Below are 18,624 nucleotides of genomic sequence, written 5' to 3'. Positions count from 1 at the left end.
TTCCGTAATTATCAAAAAGTAAATGTAGCCGGATCTGCTTTTCTCGTAGCCAAAACAGGCAAGAAGTAATATCAAAAAAAAGAGCGGTAAAAACCGCCCCTTATCAACTAACAATATTTTTCAAGTAAACACATCCGCATTTAATCCCACTCAACTTATTACGAATATATAAAATATTTTTAAAACACCAAAAAGTGTGTTAAAAAATATTGGTGAATCATGTTATAAGTCCAAAGTCATAAATAAAGCAGTTTCTTCCGTATTTTCATAAAGCCTTGTATTCAATCCTGTGATAGCAAAACCCATTTTCCTGTAAAACTGTATTGCGGGATAGTTGGTATTCTGTGTTTCAAGTTCAATGAGCCTGCAATTTAAAGTTCTGGCTTCCCGGACAGCACTTTTTATTAACCGGGCTCCGGCTCCCTGTCTTCTTACATTTTCACTGACCAGAATATTTTCAATATAAAAACTGTTATTCCATGTTCTGTGTTCACAAATGATCCAGCCTAATAATTTTTCATCTTCATAAATACCGAAAGAATGTCCTTTTTTAATGATTTCATTAAGCTCTTCAATATCATCTGAAACGGTTTCCCAGGTTTTGGAATAGGGTATGGATTTTTCTTTTAGAACAAATTCAAAAGAACCGGCAAATTCTACAGCAGAAATGGCAAGTATTTTATCTGTAGTGTAGCCGTTTATTCCCCAATCTAAACTGGGATTTTCAATCAGCTTCTCTAATTTTTTTATTTCCATGAAAATGGGGGATTTTATTTTATTAAATTTTTAGGTAAATTTTCACCAGTAATTCTCATTCAGAAGATTTCTTCTGTAAAGAATGAATATCGGGAAATTCATGTATTGAATTGACTGTTATTAAATGCGTATTCCTTTCCAAAGCTTTATACAGATGATTAATTCAAATTTAAATAAAATTTCACACTCCAAAACTTTCAAAACTCTTAAATTTGTGGTCAACAAAAATTTACTAGATGCTTAGGAAAATTTCAATTGCGGCGGCAGCTTTATTGTCCGTGATTACAATCAATGCTCAGAAGAACAAAAATTCTCAGTTAGAAAGACCCAAATTAGTCGTAGGATTGGTGGTAGACCAGATGAGGTGGGACTATCTGTACCGTTTTTATAATAAATACGGGAATGATGGCTTTAAAAGACTTCTGAATACCGGATATTCTTTAAATAATGTTCATATCAATTATGTACCTACTATTACAGCTTTGGGACATACGTGCATCTATACAGGTTCCGTACCTGCAATTCACGGCATTGCCGGAAACGACTGGACGGATAAGGAAACCGGAAAGAACGTTTACTGTACCGCAGATGAAAGTGTTCAACCCGTAGGAACAACCAATACCAGAACAGGAAGTCATTCACCGAAAAACCTTTGGTCCACAACGGTAACGGATGAATTAAGACTGGCTACCAACTTCCAGGGAAAAGTAATCGGGGTTTCATTAAAAGACCGTGCTTCAATTCTTCCCACAGGACATACGCCAAACGGAGCTTTCTGGTTTGACGACAGTACAGGTAACTTCATTACAAGTACATGGTATATGAATGATTTGCCTCAGTGGATGAAGTCATTCAACTCACAGAACCTGCCTGAAAAATTAGTGGCAAACGGATGGAACACCTTACTTCCGATCAATCAGTACACAGAAAGTTCACCGGATAATTCTTCATGGGAAGGATTGCTGGGAAGTGCAAAAACACCTGTTTTTCCTTACAGTAATTTGGCTCAGGATTATCAGGCAAAAAAAGATAACATCCGCTATACACCTTTTGGAAATACATTGACACTTAAGCTAGCTGAAGCTTCTGTGGAAGGAGAAAAATTGGGAGGTGACCAGATTACTGACTTTTTAGCAATCAATTTAGCTTCTACAGATTATGCCGGACATAAGTTCGGCCCGAACTCTATTGAAGTGGAAGATGTTTATTTAAGACTTGATCAGGATCTTGCCGAATTTTTCAATTACCTGGATTCAAAAGTAGGAAAAGGGGAATATACGGTTTTTCTTTCCGCTGACCACGGTGGAGCCCACTCAGTAGGATTCCTGAAAGAACATAAAATCACTACAGGATTCTTCGGAGAAGGAATGGAAAAAGACATTAATCAGAAGCTGAAGGATAAATTCGGAGTTGATAAGCTGATCAATGCAGTAGACAATTACCAGATTTATTTTGACAGAAAGCTGATGCAGGATAATAAAATTGAACTGGATGATCTGAGAGATTTCACAATCAGGGAATTACAGAAAGATCCTACCGTTTTATATGCAGTATCTGTAGATGAAGTTCAGGAAGCTACTATTCCGGAGCCCATCAAGCAGAGGATCATTAACGGAATCAACAGACAGAGAAGCGGGGATATCCAGCTGATCTCCCACGATTCAATGCTTCCTCCATATTCCAAGACAGGAACTACACACAGTGTATGGAATTCTTATGATTCGCACATTCCATTAATCTTTATGGGGTGGGGAATCCAGAAAGGAGAAAGCAATAAAGCTTATAATATGACTGATATTGCGCCTACCGTTTCATCATTGCTGAAAATCCAGTTCCCGAGCGGAAATGTAGGAAACCCGATTACAGAAGTCATTGGAAAATAAAATCACAAAAAAGCATTCCTTTTGGGAATGCTTTTTTGTGAGTCATACTTCATCACTCATTATTTATGACCTTATCAGCCTCTGAATTTCTTTCCTGTATTTAAAATTCTGTCTCCTGATCCTGAAAATTAAAGAAAGCAATACAGCAATCACAAGAATGCCGGTACCAATAATAATTGCTGTAAAATAATGATAATGGGTCTTCATTTCACTACTTTTCTTAAGAGTCTCCATATTATGGTCATTAATTGAATGGTTGATGGATTTTAATTCATTCTGCTCCCGCTGAAAACGCATTTCAAAATACTTTTTGCTGTATTTCTGATAAAGTTCAGGGTTTCCGGTAGCCAGATAATTTTCAGACATTTCTTTGTATATGCCCTCATTAAGGATAAGATCGCCTGTGTTTTTGCTCAGATCTTCTGCTTTGATCAATAACTGAAGGGCTGTTTCATTTTCTTTACTCTGTTTGTACATTTCCGCCATTCCTTTTAAAGCAAATGCTTCAAGGCTTTTCGCTTTGTTTTTCCGGGCATATTCTGCAGACTGTATGAATGCCTGGTGGGCTTTTTCAAGTTGAGCCAGATTGAGGTAACAGTAGCCTATATTATAGTAAACCACACTCATATTAGAATACGTGGTTGGGTTATGTTTGATCTTTTCAAAATTCTTAATAGAGGTCAAAAATTTTTCAAGCGCAATTTCAGGATTCGACTGACTTTTGTAGATCATTCCGCGGATAGCATAGCTTCTTGCTGTTTCAATACGTTTTTCAGGCAGATCGTCAGGCAGTTTAGCCAGAAGCTGATCTGTTTCATTAAGGGTTTCAAGACTTTTGCTGAAAAGTTCCATCTGCTGATACTGTATTGCAGCTGAGATCAATACGCTGGTGCGGACCTTCAGATCATTTGTTTTTTGTGCCGTTTCTTTAGCTTTTAAAAGATAGAGTAAAGACTGGTCGAAATCCCTTTTTGCAATATTGGAAGTGGAAAGCAGCTGATAAATACTGATCTGCTTATGAATATCCTTTTCATTTCTGAGAAGATCTTTGCCAATTTTAATAGCATTGTCCGGATTATCGAAGATTTCAAGGCGGGCTTTTTTCATCATAGAGTCAAAAGGAACCTTCTGTCCCGAAACCGTGATCTGGAAACATAAAAGAATGACGGGAATAATTCTTAATACAATTTTCATAATGCTCTGCTTTTACTGATTTCCTGGATGTAAACGTTTGGAGACATTCCGGTTACGGATTTAAAAACAGTCGTAAAAGCACTGTGTGAAGAAAATCCTGAATATTCCGCGAGATAGCTTACCTTATAATTGAGATAAACCGGATCTGTTCTCAAAAGACGTGCAATGTGGTTGATTCTTAGCTCATTAATATAGCTGTTAAAATTTTTTCCTTTGCTGCTGTTGATGGCTTCAGAAAGGTATTTTGTATTTACACCCATTTGTGAAGACAGTACGGAAAGGGTCATGCTTTTGTCGAGATAACGTTGCTGCTTTTCCCATTCTTCCAGCTTCTGAAGAATTTCATCTTCCTTTTCCTTAGATATTTTATTCGGGTCTTTTTCGAGGGGTTTGCTGGTTTCAGCTATTTCCTTTGCATCCTGAATGTCTTTCTGTGAAGTAAGTTCCTGTTTTTTCTGTTTTTCAAAGAATTCAGACTGTTTTTTCAGGTCTTTATGACTGCTTTTTAAGATCATGAAACAGGCCAGAAGCCCGATGATGACAATCAGAAATGTGACAGAAATCCAGCTTATTTTTTTCAGCTGTTTCTGGTTCTGAAATTCCAGGTTATTGTTCTGATTGGTTTCCACCAGTTTTACAATATACCGTATGCCTTCTTTGGTGTTTGAATCTGATTTAGACCGGAGTTCAGTATAAAGTTTGTTGTACTGATGGTATTTTTCATCATTGCGGAGAGCAAAATAATTTTTGGATAAAGATTCATAGATCTTTACTTTTAAACTGTTGTAAGGAATACTTTCTATTTTTGAAAGTCCTTGTTCAAGAAGTTTGTTGGCAGTGCGGTAGTCTTCCTTTAAAAAATAATACCGTGACAGATTTTCATAAGCAAATGCCTGAAGAAAGTAGTAGCCTTTATTTTTTTCAGCTATTGCAAGTGTGCTTTCTAAAATTTGCCTGGCTTCCTCCGGTTTATTCTGTTTCATTAAAAAAGAAGCTTCGAATATCATGTTCTCTATTTTCAGGATCCGGTTTTCCTGGTTATTAAAACTGAGGTAATGATTACTTTTGATGAGGTTTTTCCGGGCATCGTCATAATTTCTTTTAATCCCGCAGTTAATAGCCTGAAGCTGGTAAAGTTTACCTGTAATCACGTTGAGCCTCGGATTATCACCTTTTAGTAATTTAGGATCAGCCAAAAGGCCGGAAATAATCTGTTGCGACTGGTTGTAAAGATCCAGATTCTGGTACTGGTCTGCCAGATTATAATCACCGGCTACCTGAAGAAAATAGGACAGCTTTTCTTTTTCCTGCGAATCTTCTTTCTGGCTGTAAATATTCACGGATTGCACATAATCTCCTTTCATGGCATAAGCCTGGGAAATAATATTCTGCAGCACAATCCTGTGTTCCGGATTCTGATCGCTGATGAGAAGGCTCTGGGAATAATTGATGCACTCATCTGGATTCTGATATAATTTCTGAAAAGCCTTATCTGCCAACATACTGAAATCCGGCCCCGACTGTCCTCTGATAAAAACTGAACACAGAATAATGAACAGAAAATTAATGTTTCGAATCCGGTTATTTAGGCAAAACGATGATTTTTTTGATTTTTTCCTTACAGCTTCCCTATGATCTGTCCTCAAAATAGATTTTTGTTATATGGTTGTATTTTAATGATTTATATTTTTTAGTCTTTTGAATTTCACGAATTGTGAAAGCCAATATCTTTTGAAAGGGTAAATATAATATTAATATTGTTTCAGCCAATTCAAAATATTAAACTTAAGTAATTATGAAAAAGATTTACAAAATTTTAATGAAAGCTTTATATACTTGCTTTCTGTTTGGATTTTATATAGCTAATGCCCAGCTGACCATCATGGCAGTAGGAAATTATACAGTAGGCGGTATTTCTGATGGTGGAATTGTCAGCATGCATACAAGTGCCGGTCAGATCTATAAATGGGACGAGCTAAATGGTTTGGTTCAAATAGGCTCTATATCCAACGGATATCCCGCTGCCGGAAGAACACTCATCACTGCCGATGGAACTAAAATAGGTTCTTCCACCACGAATACCGTAACCAGTTTTAACGAAATTTCAACCTATAACACGGCTTCAGCATCATGGAGTAATCACGGAGGATTGGTTCCCACCGGTTGGGACGGACACGTAAGCTCTACATGGGATATGACTTCAGACGGAAATACAATTGTAGGACTGGGATGGCTTACCGCAGGAACCGCACATGCCGTAAAATGGAATGCTGCAAGTGGAGTAACAGATCTTGGAAGCATTGTGCCCAACAGAAGCTCAAGAGCCAATGCCATCAATTCCGACGGGTCTGTAATTGTCGGATGGCAGGATCAGGATAACGGAACCAGAAGTGGTGTCAAATGGGTGAACGGGGCAGAAAGCTTTATCACCGACAGTAACGGTAATTATGTAGGCGAAGCAGGAGATGTTTCAGCAGACGGAACTACAATCATAGGAGCCGCAATGCCTAATCCATACGTATGGAACAGCGTAAACGGTCTTACATACATAACACATCCAAATTCCTCAGCCTTCTTCAGAGGGGGAGCAACCGGAATTTCTGCCGACGGTAAAAAAGTAGTCGGATTTTTCAGACCTTTCGCAGCACCTCCCATGTCTGGAGAAGGCTTTATATGGACAGCAGCAGGAGGACGTGTAAACCTGAATGATTATGCTGTAAGCATGGGAATTAATACCCAGGGCGTGAATATGTCACTTCCTCTGGCAATATCCCAGGACGGAAGAAGAATAGCAGGAGTTGGAACCAATGCATCCAACCAGATTGTTGCCTTTTTCCTGGATCTTTCTAAGGTGCTGCTTGCTACCAATGAAAGTACAAAACATAACAATACTATATCCATTTATCCTAATCCTGTAAAAGATGTTCTTTACATTAAAGGAATCAGTAAGATTGATAAGGTGGAAATTTACAATATGGTCGGTCAGAAAGTAAAAACAGACAATGCTGTGGAAAGCAGAGTAGACGTTTCTTCTTTATCAAAAGGAAATTATATTCTGGAGATTTTCGTGAAGGGGGAAGCTTCACAAAGTTTTAAATTTATCAGGCAGTAAAATAAAAATTAGAAACACTTAGAAGACTTGACTAAAAAACTCGCAGAATTTTTCTGCGAGTTTTGTTTGTATGGAATTAAAATTATTCTTCGTCTTCAATACCGTTTTCATCCTCATCCTCATATTGTTCCAGATAATAGCTGAAAGTAAAATCTTCTGTCTCATCTTCTGCATCTTCAAGGGTAGTAAGAAGATCTTCAAAAATCTCAAGCTGATCCACCGTCATATTAACAAATTCAATGTGAAGCGGCAGCTCCAGTCCTCCGGTAATAACATCAGACAGGGCGTCAAGATTGTCTCCAAAATCTTCGGGAAGCGTTACTTTTTCCTTTAATTGGGTATAAAAATCTTCGTAGTCGCCTATGTCTGTAAAATCGATATATATTGTCTTCATATAGAATTAAATTTCCAGTTTTTATTGATTAAAAAAGTTTTGCATGTTGGACAAAAATCTTTTTCTTCATTAGTGGGATTTCCGCCTTCTGCATCTCTCATAAAACATGTTTTTTCAGGACAGTGTTTTAGCCCCTGCGTATGCCCGAGCTCATGAATGGCTATTTTAAAGAACTGTTCATCAGTATTATTTTTGTTCAGCCTGTAGGTGGAAGCTACACAGGCTTTTCCGGGTCTGTAGCCCAGTCCCATAATGCCGTAATCTTTTATTTTCCCTTTTGTAACACTGATGTCTTTTGAGGTTAGTCCAATAGTTACAAAGCCTTCTTTTGTCCTTCCATCCAGAAACTTAATAATAGAATCTGCCCTGTAGCGGTTTCTGTCTTTGTAATAAGCGTTCTCCGGAAGGTCAATTGCGTTAAGAATTTTCACATTCGGATAAACCTTTCTGATTCCTTCTGCTGTTTCAGTCACATTTTCAGCGCTGAAATCTTTGAATGGCTGAATCAATATGGTCATCGGCTTATTCTCTAGATGCTTCTGTTGCTTTTCCGAACATGAAAATACTGAGAATAATGCTATAAGTATATAAAAACTACTGCTTTTCAAAACTCTTATAATGATTTTTAGTCAGGTAAACATCACCGTTTTTTGTAAAGATAATCCGGTCTGCATTTCTGTTTCCGCAACTGTAATTAACATCGGCTTCGTAATATTTTTCACTCTGGGGAAGCTTATTTTCCCTGTTTCCGAATTTATCCCCGCCAATAGCTCTTCCGGGCAGTATTTCACACAGATTTCCTTTGGAAGCATTCCAGCCCAGCTTTCTTGCCTCGTTTTTGGTGATATAATAATCGGGAAGTGTGTGATGCTGTTTTACGTAATTAATAACCGTTTTTTCCTCTGTCAGCTGGTCAATGGACTGTGAGGAAGATTTTCCGGGAATATTTTGAGAATCTGCAGAAGTATTTCCATAGTTCACGGTCTCTGTATTTCCCTTTTTATCCGCAATAAAATTATTGTAGATATACATTACAGACATTCCGAAAAGAAGTCCCAGGCAAATAAAAAAGACTGATCTTGTTTTACCGTTCATATAAACTTATAATTTATAGCTCAATATTAATCATTTCTCCATTCCTCGGGAATATCACAAATCGGGATAGGAACCATTTTATGTCTTGCCGCTTTATGCATTCTGTCAAAAATGATAAATACCTCCTTGTCCCGTCCTTCATAATCATCAACAGTTTTAGTATCATATTCTTTCTGAATTTTTTCCAGTTCAGGATAAGTTGCCCCAATTTGGTCTTCATCTGTTCTGTCGGAATCCCAAAGTCCGTCTGTAGGGATTGCATTTTGGATACTTTCGATAAGATTTAATTCTTTGGCAAGCTTGTAAACTTCAGTTTTATAAAGATCAGCAATTGGCGAAACATCTACACCTCCGTCACCATACTTTGTATAAAAGCCAATTCCGAAATCTTCCACTTTATTTCCTGTTCCACAAACCAATAAACCGTGCAGTTGTCCAAAATAGTATAAAGTCACCATTCTGAAACGTGATCTGGTATTGGCAAGAGCTAAATTATTACTCCATCTTCCTTCAACGTGGTTTTCAACAACATCTTCAAAAGCTTCAAAAGTAGGAGTCAGGTTGATTGTTTTTCCCTGAACATTTGGGAATCTTTTCTTAAGGTCTTCAATATGATCCTGGGCGCGGTTTACCTGGTCTTCTTTCTGGCGGATCGGCATTTCAAGAAGCAGTACTTCAAGCCCTGTCATGGCACAAAGTGTAGAAACCACCCCGGAATCTACTCCTCCGGAAACACCTACAACATATCCTTTTACATTAGCTTTTACAGCATAATCCTTTAACCAGTTTACAATATGATTTATTACTTTTTGGGTCTGCATTATTTATTTTTTTTAATCTATTCCAAATTCTTTAGGGTATTTTACTACGCCTGTTATGTTTTTTAATCCGTCTTTGATCAGTTCCACTGCCATTCCGTTAACTTCAGGAATCTCAAACGGAAAAGAAATTCCAAAATTACTGGTTTTTTCGTAACCAAACTTAGGATAATAATTTTCATGCCCGATTAAAATAACCGAACGGTAACCAAGTTCCCTGGCAATTGAATGACCGCGCAGGATAAGCTGTCCCCCAATTCCCTGATTCTGAAATTCAGGTTTTACAGAAACAGGAGCCAAAGCCAGCGATTCGAAAATTTCAGGGCTGTTCTCTATTTTAAGTTTTGTGAGCAGAATGTGTCCGGCAATTTCGCCATTTTCAGTTTCGGCAACAAGAGAAAGTTCAGGAATGAAAGCATCAGATTTTCTTAATTTTTCCACAAGGAAATGTTCCTGATGATCACTGTGTTCCATACCTCTGAAAGCTTCTTCCGTAAGCTTGAATACTTTTTTATAGTCTTTTTCCTCTTCCTGTCTTATCGTCAGCATATTATTGTACATATTTTTCACGTTTCAGCTCATACCAGTTACAGATCCCGTCAGGTTCTGTAAATTCACTGGTTTTCTCAAAGCCTAATTTCCTTAAAATATGATTGGAACCTGCATTTTCTGAATGAGCATAGGCATAAATCACCTCTGCCTTCATCTCATGAAAACCAAGTTCCAGCGATGCTTTTGCTGCTTCCATTGCAAAGCCTTTTCCCCATGATTCGGGCAGGTAACGATAGCCGAGTTCAATTACATTTTTATAACCGTTGACTTCCTGTGTCAGTAGTTTCAGGCCACTCCAGCCGATCAGAAGTCCGGTCTCCTTTTCAATGACAGCAAGTCTTCCTATACCGTTGTCCTCATATTGTTTCCGGATCATTCTGATTACATTTAATGATTCGCTTTGCTCTGTAAGTACCGGAACACCGATGTATTTCATCACTTCCGGGTTAGAATCCAGCAGGAACATACGTTCAACATCCGTTTCTTCAAGTTGTCTTAAAATCAGTCTTTCTGTTTCCAGTTTCATAGTATGGTTATTGTTCAAATCCAAAAATAGTTACATCTGTTTTTGCTCCCTTCTTGATATCGGTTTCCTTCATGGTATTTCCGCCTACATTCAGTGTTTGGAGGGCAGGATTTCCCGAAATATCAAGTTTCTGGATTTTATTGTGTTCAATATTTAATTTTCTTAAATTTTTAAGAGAGGTGATGTCAATTGTTTTTAACTGATTTAAAGATAATGTTAATTGGTCAATTCTTGGAGTTCCTTTTAATGAAATATTCTCCAGAAGATTATTGTCAAGATACAGGGAGGCTAAATTTTTAAGACCTTCTGCCTTGAAAGAGGAAATTTTGCATCCCGTACATGAAAACAGTTCAAGATTGGGCAAACCGGTAACAGAAACATTAGGAATGGCATTATCATCAAGCACAATCATTTTGGCATTGGTGAAAAAGAGTGCATCATCAGCCGAGGTAATGCCTTTCTGAACCAGAAATAAATTGGTAACCATATCAGCTTCCAGTTTTTCCAGCGAGCCGTTTTTGTTGAGGTCAAAATTTTCAAGTACGCCTTTTTCAAAGTTAGGATCCTTGAAATTAATCTTTTGGGCACAGAAAAGTGAATATCCTGAAATAACAAGACCAAAAGTTGCAAATATTTTCATTTTCATCATCGGTTGTGTTTTTAATCCTTATTTTTGTATCCTTAAATTTCATGTAAAAATAATGAAGATTTTTAGAATTATTGCCCTTTCCTCCATTTTAGTTCTTGCTTTGCATTCCTGCAAAAAAGAGGCCGAAAACCAGTGGAAAGTAGAAGTAAAAGCACCTGCTGAAAAAATTGAAGTTACAGATATTTCCAAAGAATTTTATAACCAGAATATTTCTTTAGAGCAGTTTAAGGCTAAATTTCCGTGGTTTCAGGGAACCGTTTCCGATGCAGATTTTGGGAAAAGACGCGCAGATGCGGAAGAAATCAGGATTTATAAAGAAGCAGCGGGTAAAATAGACCAGGCAAAACTTCAGAATGAGCTTCAGGATTTGTTTTCCCACATCAAATACTATTTTCCACAGTTTAAAAGTCCTAAGGTTTACCTTTTTTCATCGGCACTTCAGATGGTTCAGGACCCTATCTTTTATGATTCAAAGGGAAATCTTCTGTTCATAGATATTACCGGATTTATGGGGGATGGCAATGCCAATTACAAAGGGCTTGAACTGTATTTCCAGAAATCAATGAATCCACAGAATATCGTTCCCAAAGTTTCCCAGATCTTTGCTGAAAGTATTGTTACGGAATCTCCCGATCATCAGAAATTCATTGACCAGGTTATTCTGAACGGAAAAATCATGATACTGCAGGACGCTTTCCTTCCCGATACACCGGATTACCTGAAAATGAACTATACCAAGAAACAATACGACTGGGCAGTAGCCAATGAAGCTAATATCTGGAATTATTTTGTAGAAAGTAACCTGATCTTCGGAGATGATCCAAGACTGGTAGAACGTTTCATTTCTCCCGGGCCATTCTCGAAATTTTATACAGAAATCGATAACGAATCTTCCCCCCAGATCGGAATTTTTACAGGCTGGCAAATCTGTAAAGCCTATTTCAGACAAAAACCAGAAACCAAACTGGTTGATTTTTTAAAGCTTGATGCCACAAAAATATTTAATGAAGCAGTGTATAAGCCTAAAACACCATAATAGTTAAAATAAATGATAACCTTCAAAGCAATTTGGAGGTTATTTTTTTTAATATAATATCCCTTTTACCAGTGAAGATAGTTTCAAAGGAATTTTAGATAAGCCGAAGAAGTAGTAACTTTGCGGAAAATTTTAAATTGATATGAGAAAAACTCAGATTACAATAGATGTAGAGCTGGATGAGAACCACATTCCCGAAAGTATAACATGGAATGCCCAGGATGGCGGTGTGGAAAAAGAAGAAACAAAAGCTACAATGATCTCGGTTTGGGACGACAAGACAATGGAGGCTCTGAGAATTGATCTTTGGACGAAAGAAATGCCGGTAGATCAGATGAAGATGTTTATCCATCAGATTTTGGTATCTTTAGGAAATACTTACCAGAGAGCAACCGGAGAAGAAGATGTGGCACAGTGGATAGAGCAGATTGCTGAAGAATTTGCGGTAAAATCTGCTATAAAAATGTAACCAAATCAGTCACAAAATACTTTCAAAAGCCTTGATTTGCTTATGACAGGCTTATAAAAATAAAAATGTTATGAATTTTAATACAAAAGTAATTCACGGAGGGCAGCACCACGAGTCTGCAACAGGTTCTGTAAATGTTCCTGTATTTTTAACTTCTACATTTGCTCAGAAAAGTCCGGGTGTACATTCCGGGTATGAGTATTCAAGAGCTGCCAATCCTACAAGACAGGCTTTGGAAGATTCTCTGGCGAGCATAGAGAACGGAGCGAGGGGCCTTGCTTTCGGTTCAGGACTTGCTGCCATCGACTGTGTTTTAAAATTATTAAATCCGGGAGATGAGGTAGTAGCGGTAGACGATCTTTATGGCGGCACTTACAGAATGTTTACAAGACTTTTTGAAAAATATCAGCTTAAATTTACGTTCGTGAATTTTGATGATGTTTCCAAAATTGCAGATGTTATTACAGACAAAACAAAACTGATCTGGATAGAAACTCCAACAAACCCATTGATGAAGTTGGTAGATATTAAAGCAGTAGTTGAAATAGCGAAAGGAAAAGATATCCTTGTAGCGGTTGACAATACTTTTGCAACACCTTATATCCAGAGACCTATTGACCTTGGAGCAGATATCGTAATGCACTCAGCTACGAAATATTTAGGCGGACATTCCGATGTAATTGCCGGAGCTTTGATTGCAAAAGATGCAGAGTTGGGCGAAAAACTTCACTTTATTCAGTTTGCAAGCGGTGGTATTTTAGGTCCGCACGATTCTTACCTTGTTTTAAGAGGAATCAAGACTTTAGCAATAAGAATGCAGCGTCATTCAGATAACGGACTCGCTGTAGCAAAATATCTTGAAACCCATCCGGCAGTAGATAAAGTAATTTACCCTGGTTTAGAATCTCATCCTCAGTATGAACTTGCCAAATCCCAGATGAAAGAATCAGGGGGAATGGTTTCCTTCACATTCAAATCAGGTAAAAAAGAAGATGCTGTTAAATTTCTGGAAAGACTAAAAGTATTTACTTTGGCTGAATCTTTGGGAGGAGTAGAATCTTTAGCGAATCATCCAGCATTGATGACACATGCTTCCATTCCGGCAGATAAACGTGAAGAGCTGGGTATTACAGACGATTTGGTTCGTTTAAGCGTTGGTATTGAAGACTCGGAAGATCTTATTGCAGATCTTGAGAGAGCATTTTCTTAATCCTTTAACATCAATCATCATGAGAAGGATTCAGTTATTTTTAATCTTAAGCTTTTTCAGCCAGATTGCATATTCTCAGGTAAAAACTACCGATGAATTGTATAAAACAGCTAAAAAGCTGGACAGCCTGATATTTGATATAGGATTTAATAAATGCGATCTTTCTCATTATGATACTGTCATCAGTGATGATCTGGAATTTTATCATGATAAAGGCGGAATCACAGAGGGAAAGACAGCTTTCATTGCTTCCATTAAAAACAATATCTGCGGAAGTCCGAATAAAGTAAGAAGAGATCTTGTTCCCAACAGCATGAAAGTTTACCCGTTATACAGCAATAATGCCCTGTATGCTTTTGTACAGGAAGGAGAGCATGAATTTTTTGAATTTTCCAATGCAAAATGGGTGAAAGGAAGCCGTGCAAAATTTACTATTTTATGGCTTCTGGAGAATAAACAGTGGAAAATGAAAAGAGTACTGAGTTACGACCATCATTTATAATCAATATGAAAAATACCAGAAAAGCTACCATTCAAGACCTGAATCAGTTGGCAGGGCTGTTTGACCAGTACAGAATTTTTTATCACAAAGAATCAGATATTTCTTCTGCTGGAAACTTTCTACAGGAAAGAATTAACAATAAAGATTCCGAAATATTTGTTTCAGAAAAAGATGGTGAACTTACGGGATTTGTTCAACTTTATCCTATATTTTCCTCCACAAGAATGCAGCGTTACTGGCTGCTGAACGATCTTTATGTAAATGAAAACCACAGAGGAAAAGGCTATTCCAAAGAACTGATTGATGAAGCAAAACAACTTTGCAGATCATCAAACGCCTGCGGAGTCCTTCTGGAAACAGGAAAAAGCAATGATGTAGGGAACCGGTTATATCCCGCATGCGGCTTCGAGCTTTATGATGCTGTGAACTTTTATGAATGGACGAACAGAGAGAATTAAAATGGGAATGGTCGATAGTAAATTTTACGATATTAGTTAATGATCACCCATTGCTTATTACTCATCATTTATAGTTAAAAAAATATGTCAGATTTTCAAAAATACGTACAAAGATATTTAGACCAGATTCCTTCTGAAAACTGGATCGAAGAATTAAAAATTTCAGGTGAGAAAACGGTAAAACTGTATTCAAACCTTACAGAAGAACAGTCTCTTTTTGCTTATGCCGAAGGAAAATGGACGCTGAAAGAACTTTTACTCCATTTATCAGATACCGAAAGAGTATTTCAATATAGGATTCTGGCTTTTGCAAGAGGCGAAAAAGCTGAATTGCCTGGCTTTGATGAAGAAGGTTATGCCGCCAGTTCTTTTGCAGATAAAAGATCCCTGGAATCTCTACTGGAAGAATATAAACTTGTCAGAAAATCTTCCCAAATTCTTATTGAAAGCCTTGAACCATCTGCTCTCAAGAGCATAGGAGTTGCCAATGGAAATGAATTGGCAGCAGAGACAATCGGAAAATTGATCGTAGGACACAATTACCATCATGTAAATATTATTGAAGAAAGATATCTGCCGGGATTGAAATAAAACCTAGATTAAAAATTTAAATGATATACATAATTCAATAGGAACGGGCTTTAGCCCGTTTTTTTAATGAAAACCATTTAAATCCGGCTTTAGCCAAAACTTAAATAAAAAATATTATTTTTGGTTAAAACAACACAAATGTCATTTATCAAAATTTATATTCATCTTGTTTTTTCAACAAAAAACCGGATACCTCACTTGAATACATTTGATTTAAGAATAAAAGTATGGAGGCATATTAAAGAGAATGCTTCAAAAAAAGAAATATTTTTAGATATGGTGAATGGTTATTCTGATCATTGTCATTGCCTGATTTCTTTAGGATCCGGTCAAAATATAGAAAAGATAGTTCAACTTCTGAAAGGTGAATCTTCTTATTGGATTAATAAAAATCAACTTACAGCAGATAAATTTTCATGGCAGGACGAATATTTTGCTGTGTCCGTTTCTGAGTCGAAGGTTGAAGCTGTAAGAGAGTATATTAAGAATCAAGAGAAACATCATCAGAGAAAAAGTTTTACAGAAGAATATCAGGAATTTCTTGAAAAGAATAATTTTAAATAAATTTTGGCTGAAGCCTTGATAATTTATGTTTTTTGTTAATGGGCTAAAGCCCATTTCTATTGAATATGTTGGTTTTTTCGGTAAGACATCTGTCAGGATTGAAATACTAAAACATGGTTTAAAGATTTAAACGGTATATCATTCAATAGGAACGGGCTTTAGCCCGTTTTTTTAATAAATCAATTCTAATAGGGCTTTAGCCAAAATCTAATAATCTAAACAGAACATTTATCCTCATATTTTTGGCCGAATCTCGTTGTTTCTTTACCTTTATACGCAGGTTTTAGGCCCTGGAAAATTATGGAAAACATTATTGAAATATTAAAATCCGGTGGAACAATTCTTTACCCTACAGACACTATCTGGGGAATTGGTTGTGATGCTACCAATATAGAAGCTGTCAATAAAATATTTGACATCAAGAAAAGGGAAAAAAACAAATCCATGATTATTCTTGTAGAGTCTGAAAAGAGGCTTCAGGAACTTGTGGATGTGCCGGAAATGGCCTGGGAAATTATTGATCTTAGTGAAAAGCCGGTAACTATTGTTTATGAAAATCCCCGCGGACTTCCAAAAGAACTTCTTGCTGAAGACGGAAGCATAGGAATCAGACTGATAAAAACAGATTTCTGCAGAAAACTGATTACAAAACTGAATAAACCTCTTGTTTCAACTTCTGCCAATTTCAGTGGTGATAAAAGTCCGTTGAAGTTTTCTGACATTTCAGCGGAAATCATTAAGCTGGTAGATTATGCGGTAGAAGAAGACAGGGAAAAGATTTCAAAATATTCAGGTTCTTCAGTAATAAAAATATGGAACGACAACAGGATTAAGGTGCTTCGAGAGTAAAATTCTGCAACAATTCCTTCAATTTAAAATCTTGTCAGTGTATACCGGCAGGATTTCTTTTTTTTAATTTCTATCTTTGCATTCTTCAACTGATAAAAGACATGCCATGAACCACCAAAAGTTTGCTGAAGAATGGATCCGTGCCTGGAATTCCCATGACCTTGAAGATATACTTTCTCATTATACAGAAGATATTGAAATTACAACACCCATGATCGTAATAGCTACGGGAGGAAAAGAAAGTACATTAAAAGGAAAGAATGCCGTCCGTGAATATTGGAAAAAAGCACTGGACAAATTTCCGGACCTGCATTTTGAGCTGATAAAATCTACAGGAGGAGTAAATTCGGTGGCACTTTTTTACAAATCTATTATGGATAAACATGCTGTGGAAGTTATGTTTTTTGATGAAGAAGGAAAAATTAATAAAATGTATGCCCATTATGATTAATGGAAAAGATGCATTGCTAGAAAAGGACGACCTATTTATTAAAGATGAAAATTAATCTTGCCCAGAATAAAAATTTAAAGCTTTTCAAGATCATTGCTGAAGCTGCGGAAAAAAACAACCAGTCGGTATATATTGTCGGCGGTTATGTCCGTGACCTTCTGATGAAAAGAACAGCGTCTACGGATATTGATTTTGTAACAGAACAAAGCGGTATCGAGCTTGCGCAGACTGTTGCAAAGGATATTGACCCTAAATTAAAAGTTTCTGTCTTCAAAACATACGGAACTGCCATGATTAAATACAGAGATCTTGAGCTGGAATTTGTAGGAGCCAGAAAAGAAAGCTATACCGAGAACAGCCGCAAGCCGGAAGTGGAAGGCGGAACGCTGGAAGATGATCAGAAAAGAAGAGATTTTACCATCAATGCGATGGCAATTTCTTTGAATAAAGCCAATTTCGGAGAGCTGGTAGATCCCTTTAATGGAGTTGAAGATCTGGAAAAAGAAATTTTAAGAACTCCGCTGGAACCCGCTCAAACCTATTCTGATGATCCTTTGAGGATGATGAGAGCCGTTCGTTTTGCTTCAACATTAAACTTTACAATTGAGGAAAAGTCCCTGAACGCTATAAAGCAGGAAGCAGAAAGAATCAAAATTGTTTCTATGGAAAGAATCATGGTTGAATTCAATAAGATCATGATGTCCAAAAAACCTTCCGTAGGATTGGGATTAATGGAAGAAACAGGACTTTTAAAGCTGGTTATTCCCGAACTCATAGAACTGAAGGGAATAGAAGAAGTAGAAGGACAGACCCATAAAGACAATTTCTACCATACATTGGAGGTAGTAGACAATATTTCTGAAAATACAGATAATTTGTGGCTTCGTTGGTCAGCATTATTGCATGATATAGGAAAAGCTCCTACCAAAAAATTTGTTGAAGGAACCGGATGGACTTTCCATGGCCATGAATTCTTAGGCTCAAAAATGGTAAAGACCCTTTTCCAGAGATTGAAACAGCCGCTGGGAAGCGATATGAAATACGTACAGAAAATGGTAAAACTGTCATCCCGTCCCATTGCTCTGATTACAGATGACGCTTCAGATTCTGCACTGAGAAGACTTTTATTTGATGCAGGTGAAGATCTGGAAGACCTGTTTACCCTGTGTAAAGCAGATATTACAACCAAAAATTCCAGAAAACAGGAACGGTTTAAAAAGAATTTCGAATACGTAGCAGTGAAGATCAAAGAAGTGGAAGAAAAAGATCAGGTACGTAACTTTCAGCCACCGATCACAGGAGAAGAGATTATGCAGATGTTTAATCTTAAGCCTGGAAAAGAGATCGGAATTCTGAAAGAAAAAGTGAAAGAAGCAATCCTGGAAGGTGAGATTCCCAACGAAAAAGAAGAAGCTGAAAAGTTTGTTATTGCCGAAGCTGAGAAACTGGGGCTGAAATATAGCTAAACTTACAATATAAAAAAAACGGGCTACGGCGGGACAAAGTCCCGCCGTA

The 18,624-nt window shown here is 37.1% G+C and carries 21 protein-coding genes and 1 pseudogene; 12 read left to right on the top strand and 10 right to left on the bottom strand.

Annotated features, from left to right (window positions below; all coding sequences use genetic code 11):
* Positions 1–222 precede the first annotated feature (222 nt).
* A complete protein-coding gene (locus HNP36_RS09470; RefSeq protein ID WP_184158132.1) occupies positions 223–756 on the bottom strand; it encodes a GNAT family N-acetyltransferase in 534 nt (177 codons plus the stop codon).
* 236 nt (positions 757–992) lie between these two features.
* On the opposite strand from HNP36_RS09470, the gene pafA reads away from it, so the two are divergent.
* Positions 993–2,639, top strand: a complete 1,647-nt coding sequence (gene pafA / locus HNP36_RS09465) for an alkaline phosphatase PafA (RefSeq protein WP_184158133.1) — start codon at positions 993–995, stop codon at positions 2,637–2,639.
* Positions 2,640–2,702: 63 nt separating this feature from the next.
* Here the strand turns inward: pafA and HNP36_RS09460 are convergent, their stop codons facing one another.
* Positions 2,703–3,833, bottom strand: a complete 1,131-nt coding sequence (locus HNP36_RS09460) for a hypothetical protein (RefSeq protein ID WP_184158134.1) — start codon at positions 3,831–3,833, stop codon at positions 2,703–2,705.
* Complete coding sequence (locus tag HNP36_RS09455) at positions 3,830–5,335, bottom strand: helix-turn-helix domain-containing protein (RefSeq protein WP_228456299.1); 1,506 nt, start codon at positions 5,333–5,335, stop codon at positions 3,830–3,832. Before HNP36_RS09455 ends, HNP36_RS09460 begins: the two co-directional genes overlap by 4 nt.
* A gap of 293 nt (positions 5,336–5,628) precedes the next feature.
* Between HNP36_RS09455 and HNP36_RS09450 the strand changes: the two genes are divergently transcribed.
* Positions 5,629–6,945, top strand: coding sequence for a T9SS type A sorting domain-containing protein (locus HNP36_RS09450; RefSeq protein WP_184158136.1), 1,317 nt, complete (start codon positions 5,629–5,631; stop codon positions 6,943–6,945).
* Positions 6,946–7,027: 82 nt separating this feature from the next.
* Here HNP36_RS09450 and HNP36_RS09445 read toward each other — a convergent pair whose 3' ends face one another.
* From HNP36_RS09445 to HNP36_RS09415, 7 genes are all read right to left on the bottom strand, one after another.
* Positions 7,028–7,339, bottom strand: coding sequence for a barstar family protein (locus HNP36_RS09445; protein WP_184158138.1), 312 nt, complete (start codon positions 7,337–7,339; stop codon positions 7,028–7,030).
* A complete protein-coding gene (locus HNP36_RS09440; protein ID WP_184158140.1) occupies positions 7,336–7,857 on the bottom strand; it encodes a matrixin family metalloprotease in 522 nt (173 codons plus the stop codon). The genes HNP36_RS09445 and HNP36_RS09440 overlap by 4 nt, the downstream gene beginning before the upstream one ends.
* A 76-nt stretch (positions 7,858–7,933) precedes the next feature.
* A complete protein-coding gene (locus tag HNP36_RS09435; RefSeq protein ID WP_184158142.1) occupies positions 7,934–8,434 on the bottom strand; it encodes a ribonuclease domain-containing protein in 501 nt (166 codons plus the stop codon).
* A 26-nt stretch (positions 8,435–8,460) separates the two neighbouring features.
* Positions 8,461–9,255, bottom strand: coding sequence for an NAD(+) synthase (gene nadE / locus HNP36_RS09430; protein WP_184158144.1), 795 nt, complete (start codon positions 9,253–9,255; stop codon positions 8,461–8,463).
* A gap of 12 nt (positions 9,256–9,267) precedes the next feature.
* Positions 9,268–9,801 (bottom strand): GNAT family N-acetyltransferase, encoded by a 534-nt coding sequence (locus HNP36_RS09425; RefSeq protein WP_184158145.1) that lies wholly within the window; start codon positions 9,799–9,801, stop codon positions 9,268–9,270.
* A 1-nt stretch (position 9,802) separates the two neighbouring features.
* Entirely contained in the window at positions 9,803–10,330 is a 528-nt protein-coding gene (locus HNP36_RS09420) for a GNAT family N-acetyltransferase (RefSeq protein ID WP_184158146.1), read from the bottom strand.
* Between the two features lie 7 nt (positions 10,331–10,337).
* Positions 10,338–10,979, bottom strand: a complete 642-nt coding sequence (locus HNP36_RS09415; RefSeq protein ID WP_184158147.1) for a leucine-rich repeat domain-containing protein — start codon at positions 10,977–10,979, stop codon at positions 10,338–10,340.
* A gap of 52 nt (positions 10,980–11,031) precedes the next feature.
* On the opposite strand from HNP36_RS09415, the gene HNP36_RS09410 reads away from it, so the two are divergent.
* The 10 genes and pseudogenes from HNP36_RS09410 to HNP36_RS09365 all read left to right on the top strand — a co-directional run bounded on the left by HNP36_RS09410 (position 11,032) and on the right by HNP36_RS09365 (position 18,575).
* A complete protein-coding gene (locus HNP36_RS09410) occupies positions 11,032–12,015 on the top strand; it encodes a gliding motility protein GldB (protein WP_184158148.1) in 984 nt (327 codons plus the stop codon).
* A 142-nt stretch (positions 12,016–12,157) separates the two neighbouring features.
* Positions 12,158–12,484 carry a gliding motility protein GldC gene (gene gldC / locus HNP36_RS09405; RefSeq protein WP_184158149.1) on the top strand — a complete coding sequence of 109 codons (327 nt, stop codon included), beginning with the start codon at positions 12,158–12,160 and terminating at the stop codon, positions 12,482–12,484.
* 67 nt (positions 12,485–12,551) lie between these two features.
* A pseudogene (locus HNP36_RS09400) lies at positions 12,552–13,694 on the top strand (cystathionine gamma-synthase); the annotation flags it as partial.
* 19 nt (positions 13,695–13,713) lie between these two features.
* Entirely contained in the window at positions 13,714–14,196 is a 483-nt protein-coding gene (locus tag HNP36_RS09395; protein WP_184158151.1) for a nuclear transport factor 2 family protein, read from the top strand.
* Between the two features lie 5 nt (positions 14,197–14,201).
* Positions 14,202–14,654: a GNAT family N-acetyltransferase gene (locus tag HNP36_RS09390; protein ID WP_184158153.1), complete on the top strand. Its 453-nt coding sequence runs from the start codon at positions 14,202–14,204 to the stop codon at positions 14,652–14,654.
* A gap of 84 nt (positions 14,655–14,738) precedes the next feature.
* Entirely contained in the window at positions 14,739–15,245 is a 507-nt protein-coding gene (locus HNP36_RS09385) for a DinB family protein (RefSeq protein WP_184158154.1), read from the top strand.
* Between the two features lie 138 nt (positions 15,246–15,383).
* Positions 15,384–15,809: an IS200/IS605 family transposase gene (gene tnpA / locus HNP36_RS09380; protein WP_184162154.1), complete on the top strand. Its 426-nt coding sequence runs from the start codon at positions 15,384–15,386 to the stop codon at positions 15,807–15,809.
* 300 nt (positions 15,810–16,109) lie between these two features.
* On the top strand, positions 16,110–16,658 hold the full coding sequence (locus HNP36_RS09375) for an L-threonylcarbamoyladenylate synthase (protein ID WP_184158155.1): 549 nt from the start codon (positions 16,110–16,112) through the stop codon (positions 16,656–16,658).
* A gap of 106 nt (positions 16,659–16,764) precedes the next feature.
* Positions 16,765–17,109, top strand: a complete 345-nt coding sequence (locus HNP36_RS09370; RefSeq protein WP_184158156.1) for a nuclear transport factor 2 family protein — start codon at positions 16,765–16,767, stop codon at positions 17,107–17,109.
* Positions 17,110–17,153: 44 nt separating this feature from the next.
* Positions 17,154–18,575: a CCA tRNA nucleotidyltransferase gene (locus tag HNP36_RS09365; protein ID WP_184158157.1), complete on the top strand. Its 1,422-nt coding sequence runs from the start codon at positions 17,154–17,156 to the stop codon at positions 18,573–18,575.
* The last annotated feature ends 49 nt before the right edge of the window (positions 18,576–18,624 follow it).

The organism is Chryseobacterium shigense (assembly GCF_014207845.1).
Taxonomy (GTDB): domain Bacteria; phylum Bacteroidota; class Bacteroidia; order Flavobacteriales; family Weeksellaceae; genus Chryseobacterium; species Chryseobacterium shigense_A.
This window is presented reverse-complemented; position numbering and strand designations above follow the sequence as displayed.